General features: G+C 70.5%; 17 protein-coding genes and 1 pseudogene. All 18 read left to right on the top strand.

From position 1 onward, the window contains the following. Positions 1 to 16: 16 nt before the first annotated feature. The 18 genes and pseudogenes from GKE56_RS06820 (at position 17) to dnaE (ending at position 21,706) form a co-directional block, all read left to right on the top strand. Positions 17 to 1,561, top strand: a complete 1,545-nt coding sequence (locus GKE56_RS06820) for a UDP-N-acetylmuramoyl-L-alanyl-D-glutamate--2,6-diaminopimelate ligase (protein WP_154683896.1) — start codon at positions 17 to 19, stop codon at positions 1,559 to 1,561. Continuing rightward, positions 1,558 to 2,964, top strand: coding sequence for a UDP-N-acetylmuramoyl-tripeptide--D-alanyl-D-alanine ligase (gene murF / locus GKE56_RS06815; protein ID WP_154683895.1), 1,407 nt, complete (start codon positions 1,558 to 1,560; stop codon positions 2,962 to 2,964). Before GKE56_RS06820 ends, murF begins: the two co-directional genes overlap by 4 nt. Then, on the top strand, positions 2,961 to 4,043 hold the full coding sequence (gene mraY / locus GKE56_RS06810) for a phospho-N-acetylmuramoyl-pentapeptide-transferase (protein WP_154683894.1): 1,083 nt from the start codon (positions 2,961 to 2,963) through the stop codon (positions 4,041 to 4,043). Before murF ends, mraY begins: the two co-directional genes overlap by 4 nt. Continuing rightward, the gene (murD, locus tag GKE56_RS06805; RefSeq protein ID WP_154683893.1) at positions 4,040 to 5,551 is read left to right on the top strand and encodes a UDP-N-acetylmuramoyl-L-alanine--D-glutamate ligase; all 1,512 of its coding nucleotides are present in this window, start codon (positions 4,040 to 4,042) and stop codon (positions 5,549 to 5,551) included. The genes mraY and murD overlap by 4 nt, the downstream gene beginning before the upstream one ends. 2 nt (positions 5,552 to 5,553) lie before the next feature. Beyond that, the gene (gene ftsW, locus GKE56_RS06800; RefSeq protein WP_154683892.1) at positions 5,554 to 6,837 is read left to right on the top strand and encodes a putative lipid II flippase FtsW; all 1,284 of its coding nucleotides are present in this window, start codon (positions 5,554 to 5,556) and stop codon (positions 6,835 to 6,837) included. Beyond that, positions 6,834 to 7,949, top strand: coding sequence for an undecaprenyldiphospho-muramoylpentapeptide beta-N-acetylglucosaminyltransferase (gene murG, locus GKE56_RS06795; protein ID WP_154683891.1), 1,116 nt, complete (start codon positions 6,834 to 6,836; stop codon positions 7,947 to 7,949). The genes ftsW and murG overlap by 4 nt, the downstream gene beginning before the upstream one ends. Next, positions 7,946 to 9,394: a UDP-N-acetylmuramate--L-alanine ligase gene (gene murC / locus GKE56_RS06790; protein WP_154683890.1), complete on the top strand. Its 1,449-nt coding sequence runs from the start codon at positions 7,946 to 7,948 to the stop codon at positions 9,392 to 9,394. Before murG ends, murC begins: the two co-directional genes overlap by 4 nt. Before the next feature lie 7 nt (positions 9,395 to 9,401). After that, positions 9,402 to 10,145: a cell division protein FtsQ/DivIB gene (locus tag GKE56_RS06785; protein ID WP_154683889.1), complete on the top strand. Its 744-nt coding sequence runs from the start codon at positions 9,402 to 9,404 to the stop codon at positions 10,143 to 10,145. Positions 10,146 to 10,421: 276 nt separating this feature from the next. After that, positions 10,422 to 11,675 (top strand): cell division protein FtsZ, encoded by a 1,254-nt coding sequence (ftsZ, locus tag GKE56_RS06780; RefSeq protein ID WP_154683888.1) that lies wholly within the window; start codon positions 10,422 to 10,424, stop codon positions 11,673 to 11,675. A gap of 75 nt (positions 11,676 to 11,750) precedes the next feature. Then, positions 11,751 to 12,473, top strand: a complete 723-nt coding sequence (gene pgeF / locus GKE56_RS06775; RefSeq protein ID WP_154683887.1) for a peptidoglycan editing factor PgeF — start codon at positions 11,751 to 11,753, stop codon at positions 12,471 to 12,473. Between the two features lie 26 nt (positions 12,474 to 12,499). Continuing rightward, positions 12,500 to 13,219, top strand: a complete 720-nt coding sequence (locus GKE56_RS06770) for a YggS family pyridoxal phosphate-dependent enzyme (protein WP_230209246.1) — start codon at positions 12,500 to 12,502, stop codon at positions 13,217 to 13,219. A 46-nt stretch (positions 13,220 to 13,265) separates the two neighbouring features. Next, a pseudogene (locus GKE56_RS17920) lies at positions 13,266 to 13,743 on the top strand (cell division protein SepF). A 75-nt stretch (positions 13,744 to 13,818) separates the two neighbouring features. Then, positions 13,819 to 14,103 (top strand): YggT family protein, encoded by a 285-nt coding sequence (locus GKE56_RS06760; RefSeq protein ID WP_154683885.1) that lies wholly within the window; start codon positions 13,819 to 13,821, stop codon positions 14,101 to 14,103. 103 nt (positions 14,104 to 14,206) lie between these two features. Beyond that, positions 14,207 to 15,388 carry a DivIVA domain-containing protein gene (locus GKE56_RS06755; RefSeq protein ID WP_154683884.1) on the top strand — a complete coding sequence of 394 codons (1,182 nt, stop codon included), beginning with the start codon at positions 14,207 to 14,209 and terminating at the stop codon, positions 15,386 to 15,388. Positions 15,389 to 15,637: 249 nt separating this feature from the next. Continuing rightward, positions 15,638 to 16,426, top strand: a complete 789-nt coding sequence (locus tag GKE56_RS06750) for a TraR/DksA C4-type zinc finger protein (RefSeq protein ID WP_230209244.1) — start codon at positions 15,638 to 15,640, stop codon at positions 16,424 to 16,426. Beyond that, positions 16,399 to 17,052 carry a signal peptidase II gene (lspA, locus tag GKE56_RS06745; RefSeq protein WP_154683882.1) on the top strand — a complete coding sequence of 218 codons (654 nt, stop codon included), beginning with the start codon at positions 16,399 to 16,401 and terminating at the stop codon, positions 17,050 to 17,052. The genes GKE56_RS06750 and lspA overlap by 28 nt, the downstream gene beginning before the upstream one ends. Further along, a complete protein-coding gene (locus GKE56_RS06740; protein WP_154683881.1) occupies positions 17,045 to 17,968 on the top strand; it encodes an RluA family pseudouridine synthase in 924 nt (307 codons plus the stop codon). Before lspA ends, GKE56_RS06740 begins: the two co-directional genes overlap by 8 nt. A 111-nt stretch (positions 17,969 to 18,079) precedes the next feature. Then, positions 18,080 to 21,706, top strand: coding sequence for a DNA polymerase III subunit alpha (dnaE, locus tag GKE56_RS06735; RefSeq protein ID WP_154683880.1), 3,627 nt, complete (start codon positions 18,080 to 18,082; stop codon positions 21,704 to 21,706). The last annotated feature ends 38 nt before the right edge of the window (positions 21,707 to 21,744 follow it).

The following is a 21,744-nucleotide window of genomic DNA, read 5'->3' as shown; positions in this document are numbered from 1 at the left end:
GGTAGTCTCGCGTTCCGTGTCTTCCCCCCGCCCTGCCCACCTCCGTGCGACCGATCTCGCCGCCGTGGCGACCCTCGTGGATGGGGTCCTCGAGGGCGAGCCGGTGCCCGTGAGCGGGGTGAGCCTCAGCTCCCAGGACATCGCGCCCGGCGACCTGTACGCCGCCCTCCCGGGCGCCAACGCCCACGGGGCGTCGTATGCCGCCGCGGCGGCACAGGCGGGTGCGGTGGCCGTGCTCACCGACGCCGCTGGCGCGCAGATCCTCGAGGAGGCCGTTCCCCACCTGCCGCGGGTAGTGGTCGCGGACCCCCGCTCGGTGGCCGGCACGGTGGCCTCGATGGTCTACGGCACCGCCGACCTGGACCTGACGATGTACGGCGTCACGGGTACGAACGGCAAGACGACGACGGCATACCTCATCAACTCGGCCCTGGAGGCCCTCCACCACACGACGGGCCTGATCGGCACGGTCGAGACGCGGATCGGGCAGGACCGGATCAAGAGCGTCCGCACGACGCCCGAGGCGCCCGTCCTGCACGCGCTGCTCGCCGTGATGGCCGAGCGCGGCGTCGACTCCTGTGTCATGGAGGTCTCCAGCCATGCGCTGAGCCAGCACCGGGTGGACGGGGTTCGCTACGACGTGGCGCTCTTCACCAACCTGTCCCAGGACCACCTGGACTTCCACGCCACGATGCGCGACTACTTCGAGGCGAAGGCGTCGCTGTTCACGCCGCAACGGTCCCGCCGGGGGATCGTCTGCGTGGACGACGACTGGGGCCAGGAGCTCGCACACACTGCCAGCGTTCCGGTGACCACCCTCAGCTCGGTGGCGGGCGTCGACGCCGACTGGCGGCTGGAGGCGGGTGACGAACCGGCCGACTTCACGCTCACCGGCCCGGACGCGACCCTGCGGCTCCGTTCGGCCCTTCCCGGCGACTTCAACCGGGTCAACACCGCGATGGCGGCCCTGGCGCTCATGGCCGCCGGCATCCCGGCCGCCGATGCGGAGCGAGCCCTCTGGCAGGACCCGCACGTGCCGGGCCGCATGGAGCGCGTCGAGGTTGACGCACCGGAAGGACTCGGGCTGCCCCTCGTCGTGGTCGACTACGCGCACACGCCGGATGCCGTGGGTGCCGCGCTGCGGGCACTGCGCCCGGTCACCCGTGGCCGGCTCGTCGTCGTGTTAGGTGCTGGCGGTGACCGCGACCGCGGCAAGCGGTTCGCCATGGGTCGCGCCGCAGCCGAGCAGGCCGACCTCGTGTTCGTCACCGATGACAACCCCCGGACCGAGGACCCCGCGGTGATACGCGCCGCCGTCCTCGAAGGGGCCACCGCGGCCGGCTCGGCTGCGGTGCTGCACGACGTGGCTGGTCGCCAGCAGGCGATCGCCGCCGGGGTGCGGGCGGCGTTCGAGGCAGGACCGGGCAGTGTCGTCGCCGTCGTGGGCAAAGGGCACGAGACCGGCCAGGAGATCGGCGGCACCGTGCACCCGTTCGATGACGTCGCCGAGGTGAAGTCGACCCTGCGCGAGCTGGTCACGGCCGCTGGAGGTCGCGCGTGATTCCCTTGTCGCTCAAGGAGATTGCCGCGATCGTCTCGGGGCGTCTCCATGGCATCGATGACGAGGCCGCCAGTCGACTGGTCATCGACGGGCCGGTGGTGACGGACTCTCGTGAGGCAGGTGCCGGTGGCCTGTACGTCGCGCGGGTGGGCGAGTCCCTGGACGGACACCAGTTCATCGACGCAGCGCGCGACCTCGGCGCCGTGGCCGCGATGACGACCCGCGACGTCGACGGCGTTCCGTGCGTCGTCGTCGACGACATCCAGGCGGGTCTCGCGACCCTCGCGCGCGCGGTCGTCGACCGCCACCCCGACCTGGTGGTGATCGGGATCACCGGGTCGTCGGGCAAGACCTCCACCAAGGACCTCCTCGCCACCGTGCTGTCCACAGCCGCGCCGACGGTGGCTCCGGTGGGATCGCTCAACTCCGAGGTCGGCGTCCCGCTCACCGTCTTCCGGGTGACGCCGCAGACCCGCTTCCTCGTCGTCGAGATGGGTGCCCGCGGAATCGGGCACATCGCGTACCTCGCCTCGATCGCCCCACCCTCGATCGGCATCGAGCTCAACGTCGGCACAGCGCACGTGGGGGAGTTCGGCTCCAGGGAGGCCATCGGCGTCGCCAAGGCAGAGCTCGTCGCCGCCCTGCCCGAGCAGGGTCTGGCGATCCTCAACGGCGACGACCCGGTCGTGCGGTCCATGGCGGCCCGCACCCGCGCGAGGGTGCAGCTGGTGGGCACCGGCGTCGAGGCCGACGTCCGGGCAACCGACATCGACCTCGACGCGGCGGGCCGACCGCGCTTCACCGTCCACACCCCTGCCGGGACGGCCTCGGTGTCGTTGCCCCTGCACGGCGAGCACCACGTCGGCAACGCCCTCGCGGTCATCGCGGCTGCGCTGGCGTGTGGGCTGCCGCTCGCCGACATCGTCGCCTCGCTCTCCACGGCGGTCCCGGTGTCCCGCTGGCGGATGGAGGTCACCGAGCGACCCGACGGTGTCACGGTGGTCAACGACGCCTACAACGCCAACCCCGACTCGATGCGCGCGGCCCTCAAGGCCCTGGTGGCGATGGGCCACGGCCGGCGTACGTGGGCCGTCCTCGGGTCGATGCTCGAGCTCGGCGAGGACTCCACGGCCGAGCACGACGCCGTCGGGCGGCTGGCCGTGCGGCTCAACATCTCGCGCCTCGTAGTGGTCGGTGAGATCGCCCGACCGATGGCCAGCGGCGCCCAGCACGAGGGGTCCTGGGGCGACGAAGCCGTGTGGGTGCCGGATGCCGATGCGGCGCAGCGGCTGCTGGAGCAAGAACTTCGTCCGGGGGACGTCGTGTTGTTCAAGTCCAGTCGGGACGCGGGACTACGGTGGCTCGGAGACAAGCTGGTCGACAGAGATGAGGGCACGACGTGAAGGCGGTGCTGCTGGCGGCCGTCATCTCCCTCGTGGGCGCGCTGTTCGGAACTCCCATGTTCATCAAGTTCCTCGTCCGACGCGGCTACGGCCAGTTCATCCGCGACGACGGACCGACCTCGCACCACACCAAGCGCGGCACGCCGACCATGGGCGGGGCGGTGATCATCGGCTCCAGCCTCGCGGCATACATCCTTGCCCACGCGCTCACGACGACCCGGCCCACGTGGAGCGGCATGCTCGTGCTGTTGCTCATGAGCGGCCTCGGACTGGTCGGCTTCCTCGACGACTACATCAAGATCACCAAGCAGCGCAGCCTCGGACTGCGCTCCGGCGAGAAGCTCGCCGGTCAGACGCTGGTCGCCGTGGTCTTCGCGATCCTCGCCCTGCAGTTCCCGAGTGCCAAGCACCGCACGCCCGCCTCGATGCACATCTCGTTCGTCCGCGACACCCCCGTGAACCTCGCGTTCGCGGGTGGGCTGATCGGACTGGTCCTGTTCGTGATCTGGGCCAACATCATGATCGCCGGCACGTCCAACGGCGTGAACCTCACCGACGGCCTCGACGGCCTCGCGACGGGTGCCTCGGTGATGGTCTTCGCGGCGTACGTGCTCATCGGCATCTGGCAGGGCAACCAGAACTGCCAGACGACGCCGGGCCTGAAGTGTTACGAGGTCAGGGACTCCAGGGACCTCGCGGTCGTCGCCGCCGCGGCGATGGGCGCGTGCTTCGGGTTCCTCTGGTGGAACGCCTCGCCGGCCAAGATCTTCATGGGTGACACGGGTTCCCTTGCCCTCGGCGGCGCGCTAGCGGGTCTGGCGATCACGACGCGCACCGAGCTGCTCGTCGTCATCCTGGGTGGCCTGTTCGTCACCATCACGTTGTCGGTCATCATCCAGGTCGGCTCGTTCAAGCTCACCGGTAAACGGGTGTTCCGGATGGCGCCGCTGCAGCACCACTTCGAGCTGCTCGGGTGGAACGAGGTCACGATCGTCATCAGGTTCTGGATCATCGCGGGGCTGTTCGTGGCCCTGGGGCTGGGCCTGTTCTACGCCGAGTGGGTTGTGGGAGCGCAATGAGTGGTGCACCGGGCAGCGGTTCGGTGGGTGGACGGCTCGACGGACTGACCAATGGCGCCGCGGACTGGAGCGACCTGCGGGTCGTCGTCGCCGGGCTCGGGGTGAGCGGCTTCGCGGCCGCTGACGCGCTGCACGAACGCGGTGCCCGCGTCATCGCTGTGGACGGTGCGGACCTGGCCACTGGCGGCGCACTGGCCGAGCGAGCGCGCATCCTCGACATCCTCGGGGTGGACGTCCGGGTCGGCCCGGAGCACGTCGGCAGTCTGCCAGCGGACGCGACCGCCGACCTCGTCGTCACCTCTCCGGGGTGGCGCCCCGACCAGCCGCTGCTCGTGGCTGCCGCGCAGGCCGGCATACCGGTCTGGGGCGAGGTCGAGCTCGCGTGGCGCATGCGCGCAGCGGTCGGGCCCGCGCCGTGGCTGACCATCACCGGCACCAACGGCAAGACCACCACCGTCACGATGCTCGCCTCGATGCTCCGCGCCGCGGGGCTGCGCGCCACCGCGGCAGGCAACGTCGGCACCCCGATCCTCGAGGCGGTCCTGCACCCCGAGCCCTATGACGTGATCGCCGTCGAGCTGTCGAGCTTCCAGCTGCACTGGTCGCAGTCGCTCGCGCCCTACGCGTCGGCCTGCCTCAACGTCGCTCCGGACCACCTGGACTGGCACGGTTCGGCAGAGGAGTACGCCCGGGCCAAGGGCAAGGTCTACGCCAACACGCGGGTCGCGTGCGTCTACAACGTCGAGGACCCGGCCACCGAGCGTCTCGTCATGGACGCCGAGGTCCAGGAGGGATGCCGCGCGGTCGGGTTCACCCTCGGCACGCCGGGGCTCTCGATGCTCGGGGTGGTCGACGACATCCTGGCCGACCGCGCGTTCGTCGAGCAGCGCCAGACCTCCGCGGCCGAGCTGGCCACCCTGGCCGACGTCCAGGGCTCACTCCCGACGCTCGCACCCCACCAGGTGGCGAACGCCCTGGCCGCCGCGGCGCTGGCCCGCGCGTACGGCGTACCACCGCTGGCGGTCCGCGACGGGTTGCGGGCCTTCGTGCCGGAGCCGCACCGCATCGCGGATGCCGGAGAGGTCGACGGCGTGCGCTACGTCGACGACTCCAAGGCCACCAACCCGCACGCGGCGGCCGCGTCGCTGGCCGCCTTCGAGCACGTCGTCTGGGTTGCCGGCGGCCTGCTCAAGGGCGCCGAGGTCGACGACCTGGTCCGCGACGCCGCCACCAGACTGCGCGGCGTCGTCCTCATCGGCGCCGACCGGGCGCAGATCGCCGACGCACTGGCCCGACACGCGCCGGATGTGCCGGTCGTGGACGTGTCCAGCACGGACACTGGAGCCATGGACCTCGTCGTCGCCCACGCGGCCCGGCTCGCCGAGCCCGGCGACGTCGTGCTGCTTGCGCCCGCGGCGGCCTCCATGGACATGTTTCCGAACTACGGTGCCCGGGGCGACGCCTTCGCCGAGGCGGTCGCTCGCCGCGCCGGGTCCTCCAGGGAGTAACGGTGAGCAGTACCACGGCCGCGTCGCCGACGGCGCGGACCTCGTCGCGCGCCGACGGCACGACCAAGGAGAGCGGGTCGGTCGGGGGCGTGCTGCGACGGCTCGACTCCCCGGTCACGAGCTACTACGTGTTGCTGTCGGTCACCGTGGTCCTGGTCGTCATCGGGCTGATCATGGTCCTGTCGGCGTCCTCGGTGATGTCGCTCATCCAGACCAACAACGCCACGCCGTACGTCTACTTCCAGAAGCAGCTGCAGTTCGCGCTGCTCGGCGGGGTCGCCATGGCCGTCGCCGCCCACGTGCCCGTCCGCCGGTGGAAGTCCATGTCGATGCTGATCCTCGGCGCGTCCATGGTCCTCCAGCTGCTCGTCTTCACCCCGCTCGGCGTGAGTGTCAACGGCAACCGCAACTGGCTGGCGGTCGGGCCGGTCACGATCCAGCCGTCGGAGTTCGCCAAGCTCGGCCTGGTGCTGGTCGGCGCCACCGTGCTGTCCGCGCGGCGTCGCCGGCTGGGCCAGCTGCGCCACGTCGTGGTGCCGTTCCTGTTCCCCATCACCCTGGGCGCCGTCGGCCTGGTGCTGGTCGGCAAGGACCTCGGCACCGTGATGATCCTGGGAGCCATCGTGGCCGCGGTGCTGTTCGGCTCGGGTGTCCCGGTGCGCTGGTTCGCCTGGGGTGGCGCCGCGTTCTCCGCCATGGCGGTCACGATGATCGTCACGAGCTCGAACCGACTCCAGCGCTTCGACGTCTGGCTCGGCAAGGACACCAACCCCTATGGCGCTGCGCGGCAGCCGATCCACGGCCGCTACGCCCTGGCCGACGGCAGCTGGTGGGGCGTCGGGCTCGGCGCGAGCCGCGAGAAGTGGCAGTGGCTGCCCGAGGCCCACAACGACTTCATCTTCGCGATCATCGGCGAAGAGCTCGGCCTGCCGGGCACGCTGGTGCTGCTCGGGTTGTTCTGCGCGCTGGCCCTGGTCTGCTACCGCATCGTCTCGCGCACCGACGACATGTTCATCAGGATCGCCACAGCGGGCGTCATGGCCTGGATCATCTTCCAGGCGGTCATCAACATCGGCGCCGTCGTCGGACTGCTGCCCGTGATCGGAGTGCCGCTGCCCCTCGTCTCCTATGGTGGCTCGTCGCTGACTACCACGATGCTGGCCCTGGGGATGCTGCTGTCCTTTGCCAGAGCCGAGCCGGGATGCTCCGAGATCCTCGCCGCCAAGCCGTCGGTGGTCCGGCGCTCGCTCGCGGTGCTCCCGTCCCGACCCAGGCTCCGGCGATGACGGGGCAGCGGCCCCGGTCGGTGCTGTTGGCCGGCGGGGGAACCGCCGGCCACGTCTCGCCCCTGTTGGCCCTGGCCGACTGCCTGCGTCGTCGTGACCCCGACATCGCCGTCGCCGCCCTCGGCACCCAGGCGGGGCTGGAGAGCCGGCTGGTTCCCGAGCGCGGCTACGAGCTGATCACCATCCCGAAGGTGCCGCTGCCCCGCAAGCCCTCCTCCGACCTGCTGCGGCTGCCCGGCAGCCTCCGCGCGGCGGTCGCTGCCGCTGAGCGCGCCATCGACTCATCGGGTGCCGAGGTCGTCGTGGGGTTCGGTGGCTACGTCTCGACGCCGGCCTACCTGGCCGCGCGACGCCGCCACGTCCCGATGGTCGTGCACGAGCAGAACGCTCGCGCGGGAGTGGCCAACCGGGTGGGTGCGCGGCTGACCCACCACGTGGCCACGACCTTTCCCAGCACCCGGTTGCCGCACGCGCGCCTGATCGGGATGCCGCTGCGCCACGAGATCGCCCGGCTCGACCGGGCCGCCAGCAGGAGCGCGGCGCTGCAGCACTTCGGCCTCGAGGACCACCGGCCCACCCTCCTCGTCACCGGTGGCTCGCTCGGGGCCCAACGGCTCAACTCCGCCTTCCAGTCGCGGGTCGCGGCGCTGCGCTCCGCCGGGGTGCAGGTGCTCCACCTCACCGGGGCGGGCAAGGCGTTCGAGGTCGAGCCCGCGCCGTCGGGAGCCGCGTACGTCGTCGCGGCCTACACCGACCGCATGGACCTCGCCTACGCGGTGGCCGACCTCGCGGTGGCGCGCGCCGGCGCCAACACCGTGTGCGAGCTGACCGCCGTCGGGCTGCCCGCCGTCTACGTTCCGCTCCCCATCGGCAACGGCGAGCAGCGGTTCAACGCCGCGGATGTCGTGGCCGCGGGTGGGGGACTGCTCGTCGAGGACACTGCACTCACCGGCGAGTGGATCGACGAGGCCCTGCTGCCGCTGCTCGCCGACGCCCCGCGCTTGGAGCGCATGGCCTCGTCCGCGGCCGGGGTGGGGGAGCGCGACGCGGATGAGAAACTGGCCGACATGGTGACTGCAGCCTTCGTGGAATCTGTTGCGGAGCAACGATGAACGGCGAGAACCCGCGCTTCGACTTCGCCGCCCCGGTGCCTCCGCTCGAGGAGCTCGGGGCGATCCACTTCATCGCCATCGGCGGTTCCGGGATGTCCGGCGTCGCGCGGATCATGCTCGCTCGCGGCTGTCGCGTCAGCGGTTCGGACGCCAAGCAGTCGCCGGTCCTGGCCGCCCTCGAGGCCGAGGGGGCCGAGGTCCACGTCGGTCACGACGCGGCATACCTCGACGGCATCGACACCGTGGTCATCTCCTCCGCGATCCGGGAGGGCAACCTCGAGCTCGCGGCGGCGCGCGAGCGGGGCCTGCGGGTGCTGCACCGGGCCCAGGCGCTCGCCAGCACGATGGCCGGCTCGCGGCGGGTCGCGGTGGCGGGGGCGAACGGCAAGACGACGACCACCTCGATGCTCACCGTCGCGTTGCAGCACTGCGGGATCGACCCTTCCTTCGCCGCCGGGGGCGAGCTGGCCAAGCACGGCACCAACGCGCACTGGGGGACCGGCGACGTCTTCGTGGCCGAGGCCGACGAGAGCGACGGGTCGTTCCTGGTCTACCGCCCCCAGGTCGCCGTGGTGACCAACGTCCAGCCCGACCACCTCGACTTCTACGGCACGTTCGCCCGCGTCGAGGAGGCGTATGCCGCGTTCGTGGCCTCCATCGAGCCGGGCGGCCTGCTCGTCGCGTGCCATGACGACGACGGCTCCCGCAGGCTCGCCGAGACGGCCCGCGCAGGCGGCACCCGGGTGCTGACCTACGGCTGGTCGCCCGAGGCTGACGTCCGGCTGAGCGGGGTGGCCTTTCGGGGCCTGACCAGCCACACGACGCTCACCGGTCCCGACGGGGCGACCCACACGCTGCGGATCAACATCCCCGGACGGCACAACCTGCTCAACGCCGCAGCCGCCTACACCACCGCCGTCGAGGGACTGGGTCAGGATCCCCGCCGCGTCCTCGACGGGCTGTTCGGCTTCACCGGCACCCGCCGCCGGTTCGAGCCCAAGGGCGCCGTAGCCGGAGTGTCCGTCGTCGACGACTACGCCCACAACCCCGGCAAGGTCGCGGCCGTGGTGGGCACCGGCGCTGACCTGGTCCAGGCCGGTGGGGTCGGCGGCCGGCTGCTCGTGGTCTTCCAGCCGCACCTGTACTCGCGTACGCGGGACTTCGCGGCCGAGTTCGCGGCGGCCCTGGTTCCCGCCGACTCGGTGGTGCTCATGGAGATCTACGGCGCCCGCGAGGACCCCGTCCCCGGCATCTCCTCGCAGCTGGTCGCCGACGCCCTGCTCCAGCAGCGCCCGGACGCCGACGTCGAGGTCATCTCGTCGTGGTCTGCCGTGGCCCAGGCGGTCGCCGACCGGGCGCGCGAGGGCGACCTGGTCCTCACGGTCGGCGCGGGTGACGTCACCATGATCGGCCCGGAGATCCTGCGCGCCCTGGGCGAGCGGTGACCTGCCCGTGAGCCGCCCGACCCGAGGCACCGGACTCGCCTCGTCACACGCCAGGTTCCAGCGGCGTGCCCAGGACGTGCGACGCCGACCCTGGCGACTCGCGGCGTATGCCGCCGTGGTCCTCGCCGTCGTCGCACTGCTCGTGTGGGCGGTGGGGTTCAGCCCGCTGTTCGCGGTGCGGTCGGTCGAGGTCGTCGGGGTCCCGCCGGCGCAGGTCCCGGCCATCCGCAGCCTGGCCGAGGTGCCCCAGGGGCAGCCTCTGGCGCGGGTGGATCGCAAGGCGGTGGCGGGGCGCGTGGCGCAGCTCGCCACCCTGGCCGATGTCTCGATCGAGCTCTCCTGGCCCAGCACCCTGGTGATCCACGCCAGCCCGCGGGTGCCCTTCCTCGTCGTGAAGAACCCTCAAGGTCAACTACAGGTTGTGGATGCGAGCGGGCTGGCCTACGCCCACGTCGACGCCGCGCCCAAGGGGGTGCCGGTGGTCAACGCCGCAAGCCAGGCCGCGCTGTCGCGCGACGCGCTGGCGGCGGCGGTCAGCGTGGTCCGCGTCCTACCGGACCACCTCCAGCGACAGGTGACGCGGGTGGTCGTCAGCAGCGCCGACCTCGTCACCCTCACCCTGGGGCGCACCCAGGTGGTCTGGGGCGGCATCGACCAGCCGGAGCGCAAGCTGACCATCATGACCGCCCTGCTGACCGGCGCCCCGCGGGTCATCGACGTCAGCGCACCGGACACCCCGGTGACCCGCTGAGCGGGTCCTCCAGCCAATCCCGCAGACCGCTCTGGCCCCCCACCCGAATGGGGCTGGTGTGACGGATGGGACTATTGTGAGAGCGCCATCCGGAATGGTCTCGGGAATTGCCGTCATCGGCCGAATCCGTGCTGCGACACGCGGCCGAATCGTTTGCCTGCACCCCTGTCTCCGCATACCGTCGGCGGCACCGGAGATTGACATAAGTCTAACTCTCAACTTCACGTTGAGGCACCGTATCGCACTCGAGCACCACATCAGGAGAGGCCCACGCCCGTGGCAGCACCACAGAACTACCTGGCCGTCATCAAGGTCGTCGGCATCGGCGGCGGCGGCGTCAACGCCATCAACCGCATGATCGAGGTCGGTCTCAAGGGCGTCGAGTTCATCGCGATCAACACCGATGCGCAGGCGCTGCTCATGAGCGATGCCGACGTGAAGCTCGACGTCGGCCGTGAGCTGACCCGAGGACTCGGTGCGGGCGCCGACCCTGAGGTCGGCAAGAAGGCTGCCGAGGACCATGCGGAGGAGATCGAGGAGGTCCTCAAGGGGGCCGACATGGTCTTCGTGACGGCCGGCGAGGGCGGCGGCACCGGCACCGGCGGCGCACCCGTCGTCGCGAAGATCGCTCGCGGCTTGGGCGCCCTGACCATCGGCGTGGTGACCCGGCCGTTCACGTTCGAGGGTCGTCGCCGCGCCAACCAGGCCGAGGCGGGCATCAGCAACCTCCGCGAGGAGGTCGACACCCTGATCGTCATCCCGAACGACCGGCTGCTGTCGATCAGCGACCGCGCGGTCAGCATGCTCGACGCGTTCCGGTCGGCCGACCAGGTGCTCCTCTCCGGTGTCCAGGGCATCACCGACCTCATCACCACGCCTGGTCTGATCAACCTCGACTTCGCCGACGTCAAGTCGGTGATGCAGGGCGCGGGCTCGGCCCTGATGGGCATCGGGTCCTCCCGTGGTGACGACCGCGCCGTGCAGGCCGCCGAGCTGGCCATCTCCAGCCCGCTGCTCGAGGCCAGCATCGACGGCGCCCACGGCGTGCTCCTGTCGATCCAGGGCGGCAGCGACCTCGGGCTGTTCGAGATCAACGAGGCGGCCCGGCTGGTGCAGGAAGCGGCCCATCCGGAGGCCAACATCATCTTCGGGGCGGTCATCGACGACGCCCTCGGCGACGAGGTCCGCGTGACGGTGATCGCAGCCGGGTTCGACGGCGGGGCGCCGCTGAAGCGCGAGAACGACCGCGCCATCGGCCAGATCCAGGGCTCCTCGCGACCTGCCCAGCACGCCGCGCCGGCGCCGTCGGCCACCCAGCCCGCCCCCGCGCACACGGTTCCGGCCCAGTCGTCGAACAACCACACCCCGGTGGCCCCGGTCGAGCCGCAGCGCACGGAGCCGTCCGTGGCCCCGGTGCGCGAGCCGGTGGGCTCCGAGGCGGCCGTCGGCCGCGACGGGGCCGGGCGTCCGCCGCGCACCGTGACGTTCGACGAGAGCGACGACCTGGACGTCCCCGACTTCCTCAAGTAGAGCGCCCGGCCGCCCTCCGGCGTTGGCGCGCGCGCCGGTCCCGTTCGTGGAACCGGGGTGTCGTAGGTTGGTCGCGTGTTCTTCTGGCGCGATCAGTCCGGCCCGGTGACGTGGGCCTTCACCGCCCGTGAGGGCGGTTCGAGCTCTGCGCCGTTCGACAGCCTCAACCTCGGCGGCCACGTCGGCGATGCCTCGCAGGCGGTGGAGTCGAACCGGGCGGCTCTCGCGAAATCCGTTGGGGTGCCTCGCGATCGACTCCTGTTCATGAGGCAGTGCCATGGCAACGAGGTGCGCGCGGTGGACGGGCCCTGGGGTCGCGAGGGCGGCCCGTCGGTGGACGGTCTGGTGACGGCCACCCCCGGGGTGGCCCTGGCGGCCCTGGTCGCCGACTGCACCCCGGTGCTGCTCGCGGACGCTCAGGCCGGCGTCGTCGCGGCGGTGCACGCGGGGCGGCCCGGCATGATGGCAGGCATCGTCCACGTCGCCGTCGCCCGCATGCGCGAGCTGGGCGCCCGCAACGTCACGGCGGTCGTCGGCCCCTCGGTGTGCGGTCGCTGCTACGAGGTCCCAGCCGACTTGCGCGCCGAAGCGGCAGCCGTCGTTCCGGAGTCCGCCACCGTGTCGTGGACCGGCACGCCGGCCATCGACGTCGCGGCGGGTGTCGTCGCCCAGCTGCATGCGAATGCCGTTGCGGTGCAGTGGGTGCCGGGCTGCACCCGCGAGGACCCCCGCCTGTTCTCCTACCGGCGCGACGGGCTCACGGGCCGGTTCGCCGGGGTCGTGGTGCTCGCTCCATGAACGACCCGGTGACCCACGATGACCTGGTGACCCACGATGACCCGGTGGCCACCCGACGTGTCGAGCTCGGGGAGCGGCTGTCGGCGGTGCGGGCGCGGATCGTCCGCGCATGCGAGACCGTCGACCGGGACCCCGCCGAGGTGACCCTGATCGCCGTCACCAAGTTCTTCCCGGCCAGCGACATCGACCTGCTGGTCGAGCTCGGCGTCACGGCGATCGGCGAGAACCGCGACCAGGAGGCTTCGGCGAAGCTGGGTTCGGTGAGCCGCCGCGAGGAGCTCACCGTGCATTTCATCGGCCAGCTCCAGACCAACAAGGCGGCCTCCGTCGTGCGGTATGCCGACGTCGTCCAGTCCGTCGACCGACCCAAGCTCGTGGCAGCCCTGGATCGTGCGGCGGCCGCTCATGGCGTCCGCCCCTCGGTCCTGGTCCAGGTCTCGCTCGACCCGGACGGCCTCGGCAGGGGAGGGGCCCGCCCCGAGCAGGCCCGGGCGCTGGCTGACGAGGTCCGCGGCTGCGACCACCTGCAGCTGCGTGGCGTCATGGGCGTCGCGCCCCTCGGCGCCGATCCCGGCCAGGCCTTTGCGAAGCTGCGCGAGGTGGCTCACGGCATACGGGCGGGGCACGAGGGGGCGACGTGGATCTCGGCCGGAATGAGCGCGGACCTCGAGGCCGCGGTCGCCCACGGAGCGACACACCTGCGTGTCGGGAGCGCAATCCTCGGATCTCGGCAGTCACACCGGTAACTTCAGTCGCGAAGACGACCGCCGCATGGAACCAAGGGAGCTCTCAATGGCTGGGGCGCTGCGCAAGACGATGGTGTACCTCGGGCTCGCCGAGGACGACGAGCGCTATGACGGGTACGACTCCTACGACTACGAGGAGCCCGTGCGTCACGAGACGCCTGCAGAGCGGTCGGCAGCGGTGACCCCCCCTTCCCCAGCGGACCTCCGTGGCCCGCGTGGTCCGTGACGTCGAAGTGGGTGCGCTCAACCGCATCACGACGATCCACCCGCGGACGTACAACGAGGCCAAGAACATCGGTGAGAGCTTCCGTGAGGGCACGCCGGTCATCATGAACCTGTCCGACATGGACGACTCCGACGCCAAGCGGCTGGTCGACTTCGCCGCGGGGCTGGTCTTCGGCCTCCACGGGTCCATCGAGCGGGTGACGTCCAAGGTCTTCCTGCTCTCGCCGGCCCACGTCGAGGTCGCCACCGAGGACAGCGCTGCGCCGCCGACCGCGCGCGGCCTGTTCAACCAGAGCTGATCCCAGAGCTGACCCAGAGTGACCCGGGGCTGACCCGGGCGCCCACTGTCCAGCCACCCATGGCAGGGTGACCCCATGCTCGTTCCCGGCCCCATCGGCAGTGTGCTGCGCTTCGCGCTGTTCCTGTTCTTCGTGGTGTTGCTCGGTCGCCTCGTCCTGGACTGGGTGCAGGCGTTCGCGCGCGACTGGCGCCCTCGCGGAGTCCTCCTGCTCGTGGCCGAGGTCGTCTACACCATCACCGACCCGCCCCTGAAGGCGGTCCGCAAGCTGATCCCACCGGTGACCATCGGGAGCCTTCGGCTGGACGTCGCGTTCCTCGTGCTCATGCTCGGGACCACTCTCGCCATGAGCATCGTCTGACCGTTCGCGGCAACCGACCCGCCCGATCATCTAGGCTGGCCCGTGACCCTGAGTCTGCGATGCTTGACCTGCACTGCTCATGCCAGCCAACCGAGGTGACTACATGACGCTCACGCCTGAGGACGTCCTCAACAAGAACTTCACGCCTACCCAGTTCCGGCGTGGCTACGACGAGCGGGAGGTCGACGACTTCCTCGACGAGGTCGTGGCCGAGATGCGCCGGATCGTCAAGGACTCTGACGACCTGCGTGAGCAGCTCAACGAGTGCCGGTCGAGCAAGGGCATGGCCCCGGTGGCCAAGCCGGATGCCGCCACGCAGGCCCGCAAGGCCGCTGAGGCGAAGGCTGCCGAGGAGGCCGAGGCCAAGGCAGGGCGCGAGAGCAGCGACCGCATCGCCGCCGTGCAGGCCAAGGCAGCAGAGGCCGAGAAGGCCGCACAGGACCGCATCGCTGCCGCGACCGCGAAGGCGCAGGAGGCCGAGAAGGTCGCACAGGCGCGCATCGCCGAGGCCGAGAAGGCCGCCCAGGACAAGATCTCCGGCGTGCACAGCGGCGCCGACGCGCAGGTCTCCGAGGCCGCGAAGGCAGCCGAAGCCCGCGCCCAGGAGGCCGAGAAGCGCGCCCAGGAGGCCGAGGAGCGCCTCAGGGCAGCCGAGCAGCAGCTGCAGCAGGCCCGTGCCCAGGCCGAGGCGGCCCAGCGCAATGCCACCGCTCAGGCCGAAGCCCCCACCGTGGCCCTCGGCGCGGCCGCGGCCGGTGGCGGCGCCAGTGCCGCAGCACTACTCGAAATGGCCCAGCGCCTGCACGACGAGCATGTCGGCCAGGGCGAGTCGACGCGTGACCGGCTCATCGCCGAGGCCCAGGCCCAGCACGACCAGCTGGTCGGCGAGGGCCAGAGCCGCCACGACGAGCTCCTGTCCACCGCCCAGGCCCGCCACGACGAGCTCGTCGCCACCGGCCAGGCCCGCCACGACGACCTCGTCCAGGACGCCACGACCAAGCACGAGCAGCTCATCACCGAGGCCCGCGAGCGGTCCACGGGCATGGTGCACGAGGCCCAGCAGAAGAAGGCGCAGATCCTCGAGGAGCTCGGCCGTGAGCGGAGCCTCCTGGAGAAGAAGATCGATGAGCTGCGCACCTTCGAGCGGGACTACCGCGCGCGCCTCAAGAACTTCATCGAGGAGCAGCTGGCCGACCTCGGTCACACCGGTCTGGAGCCGGGCGACGGCCACGACGAGGGCCAGGGCGAGAACGAGCCCCAGCACGCCGAGGCTGAGTCCCACTAGCACTCCACGAGGCCACGAAGAGGGCGCCCACCGCACCACGCGGAGGGCGCCCTCTTCGCGCGCTGGGAGATGGGTGGGAACTCTCAGCGTTTTGCCGTTGAGTACGGGGCGCTGAGCGCTTATCCTCGCGGCACCTGATGGCGCTCTGCCGGAGCGCCCTGCGACCGAGGGGCCTGGCAGACCATGGCACAGAAGGCGAAAGCCTCAACGACGTCCGCACCGGCCACCAAGGCTGCCACCCGCACCACCGTGGCACCGGCGAGAACGGCGACGAAGAGCGCCCCCAAGACGGCGACCAAGACCAAGACCGCGACCAAGACGGCGACCAAGACGGTGGCCAAGACGGTGACCAGGACGGTGGCCAAGCCCGCGAGCAAGAGCCCGGTGGCGAAGAAGGCCGCGCCCGCCACCAAGACCGCCACCAAGACCGCCACGAAGACCACGACGACCAAGGCCGCCCCCGCCACCAAGATCGCCACGACCAAGAGGGCGGCGAAGACCGCCACCACGACGGTCACCAAGACGGCCACCAAGACCGCGCCGACCAAGACGACGACCAAGACGGCGGCGAAGACCGCCCCTAAGACCGCCACGAAGACCGCCACGAAGCGGGCCGGCAGTGCCGCCGCGAAGAAGGTCGCCCCGCGCGCCCTGGCCGTCCGCGCCGACGAGTCCCCCTGGACCGCCAAGGAGCTACGCGAGGTCCGCACCGAGATCGAGGCGGACGTGGCCCATCTGCGTCAGGAGATCAGCGTGGCCGAGGCCGACCTCGTCGGGCTGATGCGTGACGCGGGCGATGGCGCAGGGGACGACCAGGCCGATGCCGGCGCCAAGACGTTCGAGCGCGAGCAGGAGATCTCGTTGGCCAACAACGCCCGCGAGATGCTCGAGCAGAACCTCCACGCCCTCGAGCGCCTCGACAACGGCACCTACGGGATCTGCGAGTCCTGTGGGAACCCGATTGGCAAACTTCGCCTTCAGGCCGCTCCTCGTGCGACCCTATGCGTGACATGCAAGACGAAGCAGGAGCGCCGCTGATCGCGGCCGACGAATCCAGCGGGGTGCCGGACACGGCCCCCGACCCCCACTCCACCCGCCCCCCGCGCCAGCGGACGCTGTTCGTCCTCATGGGCGTCACCGCCGTGGTCGCGTATGCCGCGGACCAGGTCTCCAAGGTCGTGGCCCTCGACCGGCTGACGCCGGGGGAGCCCGTGGCGGTGGTCGGCGACCTCATCAGGCTGAACCTCATCCGCAATGCCGGAGCGGCCTTCTCCATCGGCAACGGGGCGACGTGGGTGATGACGCTCATCGCCTGTGGGGTGCTGGTGTTCATCCTGCGCACGGCCCGACGGATCGGCAGCGCGGCCTGGGCGTGGGCGCTCGGCCTGCTGCTCGGTGGTTCCCTGGGCAACCTCACCGACCGGATGGTCCGGCCGCCCGGTCCCGGACGCGGTCACGTGGTGGACTTCATCGACTACTTCGGCCTGTTCATCGGCAACGTGGCCGACATCGCCATCGTCGGGGCGGCTGCCTTCATCGCGGTCCTGGCGTGGCGCGGGATCGGCGTGGACGGCATACGCGCCCACCATGGCCGTCACGAGGCTGGGCTCGCGCGGACCACCACCCACGACTCGGTCGACGACGACGGGGCCGCGCATGTCTGACGCGCGCACGCTCTTCGTCCCCGACGGGCTCGAAGGCGAACGACTCGATGCCGCACTGGCGCGCCTCTTCGGGGTCTCGCGCACCAAGGCGGCCGACCTGGCCTCGGCAGGAGACGTCCAGGTCAACCACAAGCCGGCCGGCAAGTCCGACCGCGTCAGCGCGGGTGACCTGTTGGAGGTCCTGCTTCCCGCGGTGAACCAGAGCCCGACCCTCGCGGTGATCGCCGAGCCCGTCCCGGGCATGACGATCATCCACGACGACGACGACCTCGTCGTGGTCGACAAGCCGGTCGGCGTCGCGGCGCACGCGAGCGTCGGCTGGACCGGGCCGACCGTCCTGGGCGGGCTCGCAGCGGCGGGGTACCGCATCGCCACCAGCGGGGCCAGCGAGCGCCAGGGCATCGTCTCGCGACTGGACGTCGGCACCTCCGGCCTGATGGTCGTGGCGAAGTCCGAGTACGCGTACAGCGTCCTCAAGCAGGCCTTCCGGTCGCGCTCGGTCGACAAGACCTACCACGCCCTCGTCCAGGGGCTGCCCGACCCGGTGGTGGGCACCATCGACGCCCCGATCGGCCGGCACCCGAACCATGACTACAAGTTCGCCGTCATGGACAAGGGCAAGCCGAGCGTGACCCACTACGAGGTCATCGAGGCCTTCCGGGCTGCATCCCTGCTGGACATCCACCTCGAGACCGGCCGGACCCACCAGATCCGCGTCCACTTCAGCGCGCTGCACCATCCGTGTGCGGGCGACCTCACCTACGGTGCCGACCCGACCCTGGCGGCGCGCCTGGGCCTGGAGCGCCAATGGCTCCATGCGGTCGGCCTCGGGTTCGAGCACCCGGGAACGGGCAGGCACGTCACCTTCGAGAGCCCGTACCCGGCCGACCTCCAGCGGGCGCTCGAGCTGCTCTGAGGGGCGGTTGACGATCAGCTGAGGGTCACGGCGGACATCCGCCGCGACACGAGGCCGACATGAGGCCGACACGCCGAGGGGCAGTCGGTGGCGCGGCTTAGACTCGTCCCGATGTCCTCCCAGCCCGCCTCCCGATCAGGTTCGAGCACCGCTTCTGGATCGAAGTCAGACTCGTTCGTCCATCTTCACGTGCACACCGAGTACTCCATGCTCGATGGCGCGGCGCGGATCGGCGACCTGTTCACCCGGGCCGCGGAGATGGGGATGCCGGCCCTCGCGACGACCGACCACGGGTACGTCTTCGGTGCCTACGAGTTCTGGAAGAAGGCCCAGGGCACCGGAGTCAAGCCCATCATCGGCGTCGAGGCCTACGTCACCCCGGGCACGCACCGCACCGACAAGACGCGGGTGAAGTGGGGCGAGGACCACCAGTCCGGTGACGACGTCTCGGGCTCGGGCGCCTACACCCACATGACGCTGCTGGCCAAGAACAACAACGGCCTGCACAACCTCTTCCGGCTCGACTCGCTGGCCAGCCTCGACCAGGTCTACGCCAAGTGGCCCCGCATGGACCGCGAGCTGCTCAGCCAGTACGGCCAGGGTCTGATCGCGACCACGGGCTGTCCGTCCGGTGAGGTGCAGACCCGTCTGCGGCTCGGCCAGTACCGCGAGGCGCTCCAGGCGGCCAGTGACTTCCGGGACATCTTCGGCGCCGAGAACTACTTCGCCGAGCTCATGGACCACGGTCTGTCCATCGAGCGCCGCGTGCAGAAGGACCTGCTGCGCCTGGCCCGCGAGCTGGGACTGCCCCTCGTCGCCACGAACGACCTGCACTACACCAGCCCAGAGGACGCCAAGGCGCACTCCGCGCTGCTGTGCGTGCAGTCGGGCTCGACGCTGATGGACCCGGGCCGGTTCAAGTTCGACGCCGACGACTTCTACCTCAAGAGCCCGGCCGAGATGCGCCACACGTGGCGCGAGCTGCCCGAGGCCTGTGACAACACCCTGCTCATCGCCGAGATGTGCGACATCTCGTTCACCGAGGGTGAGGGGCGGTTCATGCCGCGCTTCCCGTGCCCGCCGGGAGAGAACGAAGAGTCCTGGTTCATCAAGGAGGTCCAGCAGGGCCTGGTCGAGAGGTTCCCCGGCGGCGTCCCCGACTACGCCACCAAGCAGGCCGCCTTCGAGACCGAGGTCATCGTCTCCAAGGGGTATGCCGGGTACTTCCTCGTCGTCGCCGACTTCATCAACTGGGCCAAGGCCAACGGCATCCGGGTGGGTCCCGGTCGTGGCTCGGGGGCGGGCTCGATGTGCGCCTACGCCATGAAGATCACCGACCTCGACCCGATCCCGCACGGGCTGATCTTCGAGCGGTTCCTCAACCCCGAGCGCATGTCGATGCCCGACTTCGACGTCGACTTCGACGAGCGCCGCCGCGGTGAGGTCATCAAGTACGTCACCGAGAAGTACGGCGCCGACCGCGTCGCCCAGATCGTCACCTACGGCACGATCAAGGCCAAGCAGGCGGTCAAGGACGCCGCCCGCGTCATGGGGCACCCGTTCAACGTGGGCGAGCAGCTGACCAAGGCGATGCCGCCGGACGTCATGGGCAAGGGCGTGCCGCTGTCCGAGATCTACAACAAGGACCACAAGCGCTACAACGAGGGCGGCGACTTCCGGGCGCTGGTCGAGACCGAGCCGCACTTCAAGGAGATCGTCGACACCGCGCTCGGGCTCGAGGGGCTCAAGCGCCAGTGGGGCGTGCACGCCGCCGGCGTCATCATGAGCAGCGAGCCGCTGATCGACGTCATCCCGATCATGCGGCGGCTCCAGGACGGCCAGGTCATCACGCAGTTCGACTACCCGAGCTGTGAGTCGCTCGGGCTGGTCAAGATGGACTTCCTCGGCCTGCGCAACCTCACCATCCTCGATGACGCCATCGACAACGTGTCGGCCAACCGCGGTGAGGACATCGACCTCGACGCCCTGTCCAAGGACATGACCGACCAGGCGACCTACGACCTGCTCTCGCGCGGTGACACGCTCGGCGTCTTCCAGCTCGACGGCGGTGGCATGCGCACGCTGCTCAAGCTGATGCAGCCCGACAACTTCGAGGACATCTCCGCGGCGCTCGCGCTCTACCGGCCCGGTCCCATGGGCGTCAACGCCCACACCAACTTCGCGCTCCGCAAGAACGGCAAGCAGGCGCTCACGCCGCTCGACCCGCAGCTCGAGGGCAAGCTCCAGCAGGAGATGATCGACGCCCTCCTGCCCATCCTGGGGACCACCTACGGCCTGGTCATCTACCAGGAGCAGGTCATGGAGATCGCCCAGAAGCTCGCGGGCTACACCCTGGGCAGCGCCGACCTCCTGCGCCGGGCCATGGGCAAGAAGAAGAAGGAGGTGCTCGACGCCGAGTACGTCCCGTTCTCCGAGGGCATGAAGGCCAAGGGCTTCAACGAGGCCTCGATCGCGGCCCTGTGGGGTGTGCTGGTCCCGTTCTCGGACTACGCGTTCAACAAGGCCCACACCGCGGCATACGGGCTGGTGTCGTACTGGACCGGGTACCTCAAGGCCAACTACCCCGCCGAGTACATGGCCGCGCTGCTCACCAGCGTCGGTGACGACAAGGACAAGTCCGCGCTCTACCTCGGCGAGTGCCGGCGCATGGGCATCAAGGTCCTGCCGCCCGACGTCAACGACTCGGTCGGCCGGTTCGCCGCCGTCGGCACCGACATCCGCTTCGGGCTGCAGGCCATCCGCAACGTCGGGCACAACGTGGTCGAGGCCGTCATCGCCGCGCGCGAGGAGAAGGGGCGGTTCACCTCCTTCAAGGACTTCCTGTCCAAGTGCCCGGCAGTCGTGTGCAACAAGCGCACGATCGAGTCCCTGATCAAGGCCGGGGCGTTCGACGGCCTCCAGGAGTCGCGCCAGGGGCTGTACCGCGTCCACGAGGACTACATCGACAACTTCATCGACATCAAGCGCCAGGAGGCCATCGGCCAGGACTCGCTGTTCTCCGGCTTCGGGTTCGGCGACGGCGACGGTGCGGGGGAGTCGGTCGACTTCTCGGTGCTCCCGCCCATCCCGGGCGTCGAGTGGGACAAGAAGACCCTGCTCGGGTTCGAGCGCGAGATGCTCGGGCTCTACGTCTCCGATCACCCGCTGTTCGGCATCGAGCACGTGCTGAGCTCCCACGCCGACACCTCGATCGCCAGCCTCATGGGCGAGGACGGCAAGCCCGAGGGGGCCAACGTCACGATCGCCGGGCTCATCACGGGCCTGCAGGTCAAGCGCACCAAGAAGGGCGACCTGTGGGCGATCGTGACGGTCGAGGACCTCGAGGGTGCCATCGAGTGCCTGTTCTTCCCCTCCGCCTACATGACCGTCTCGACGATGCTCACCCACGATGCCGTCGTCGTGGTGAAGGGCCGGGTCAACCGCCGTGACGAGACGCCGACGATCTACGCCTCCGAGCTCACCCTGCCCGACATCTCCGAGGGTCCGCGGGGGCCGGTCGTGGTGACCATCGACACCAACCGGGCGACCACGGGCAAGATCGAGGAGCTCAAGTCGGTGCTCGCCTCGCATCCGGGTTCCACCGAGGTGCACGTGCGACTGAGCCAACCGGGGCGGTCGGTCCTGATGCGGCTCGAGGACTCCTACCGCGTGTCGGCCACCGAGTCCCTCTTCGGCGACCTCAAGGTCATTCTCGGAGCCCGCTGCCTGGCTGGGTGAGCCCGCGTCTGGCGCTCCGGCTCGGACGGGGCGTCGCA

Origin of the sequence: Nostocoides sp. HKS02 (genome assembly GCF_009707485.1) — a bacterium.
Taxonomy (GTDB): Bacteria; Actinomycetota; Actinomycetes; order Actinomycetales; family Dermatophilaceae; genus Pedococcus.
Note: the sequence above shows the minus strand (reverse complement) of the source record. Positions and strands in the feature narration are given on the sequence as shown.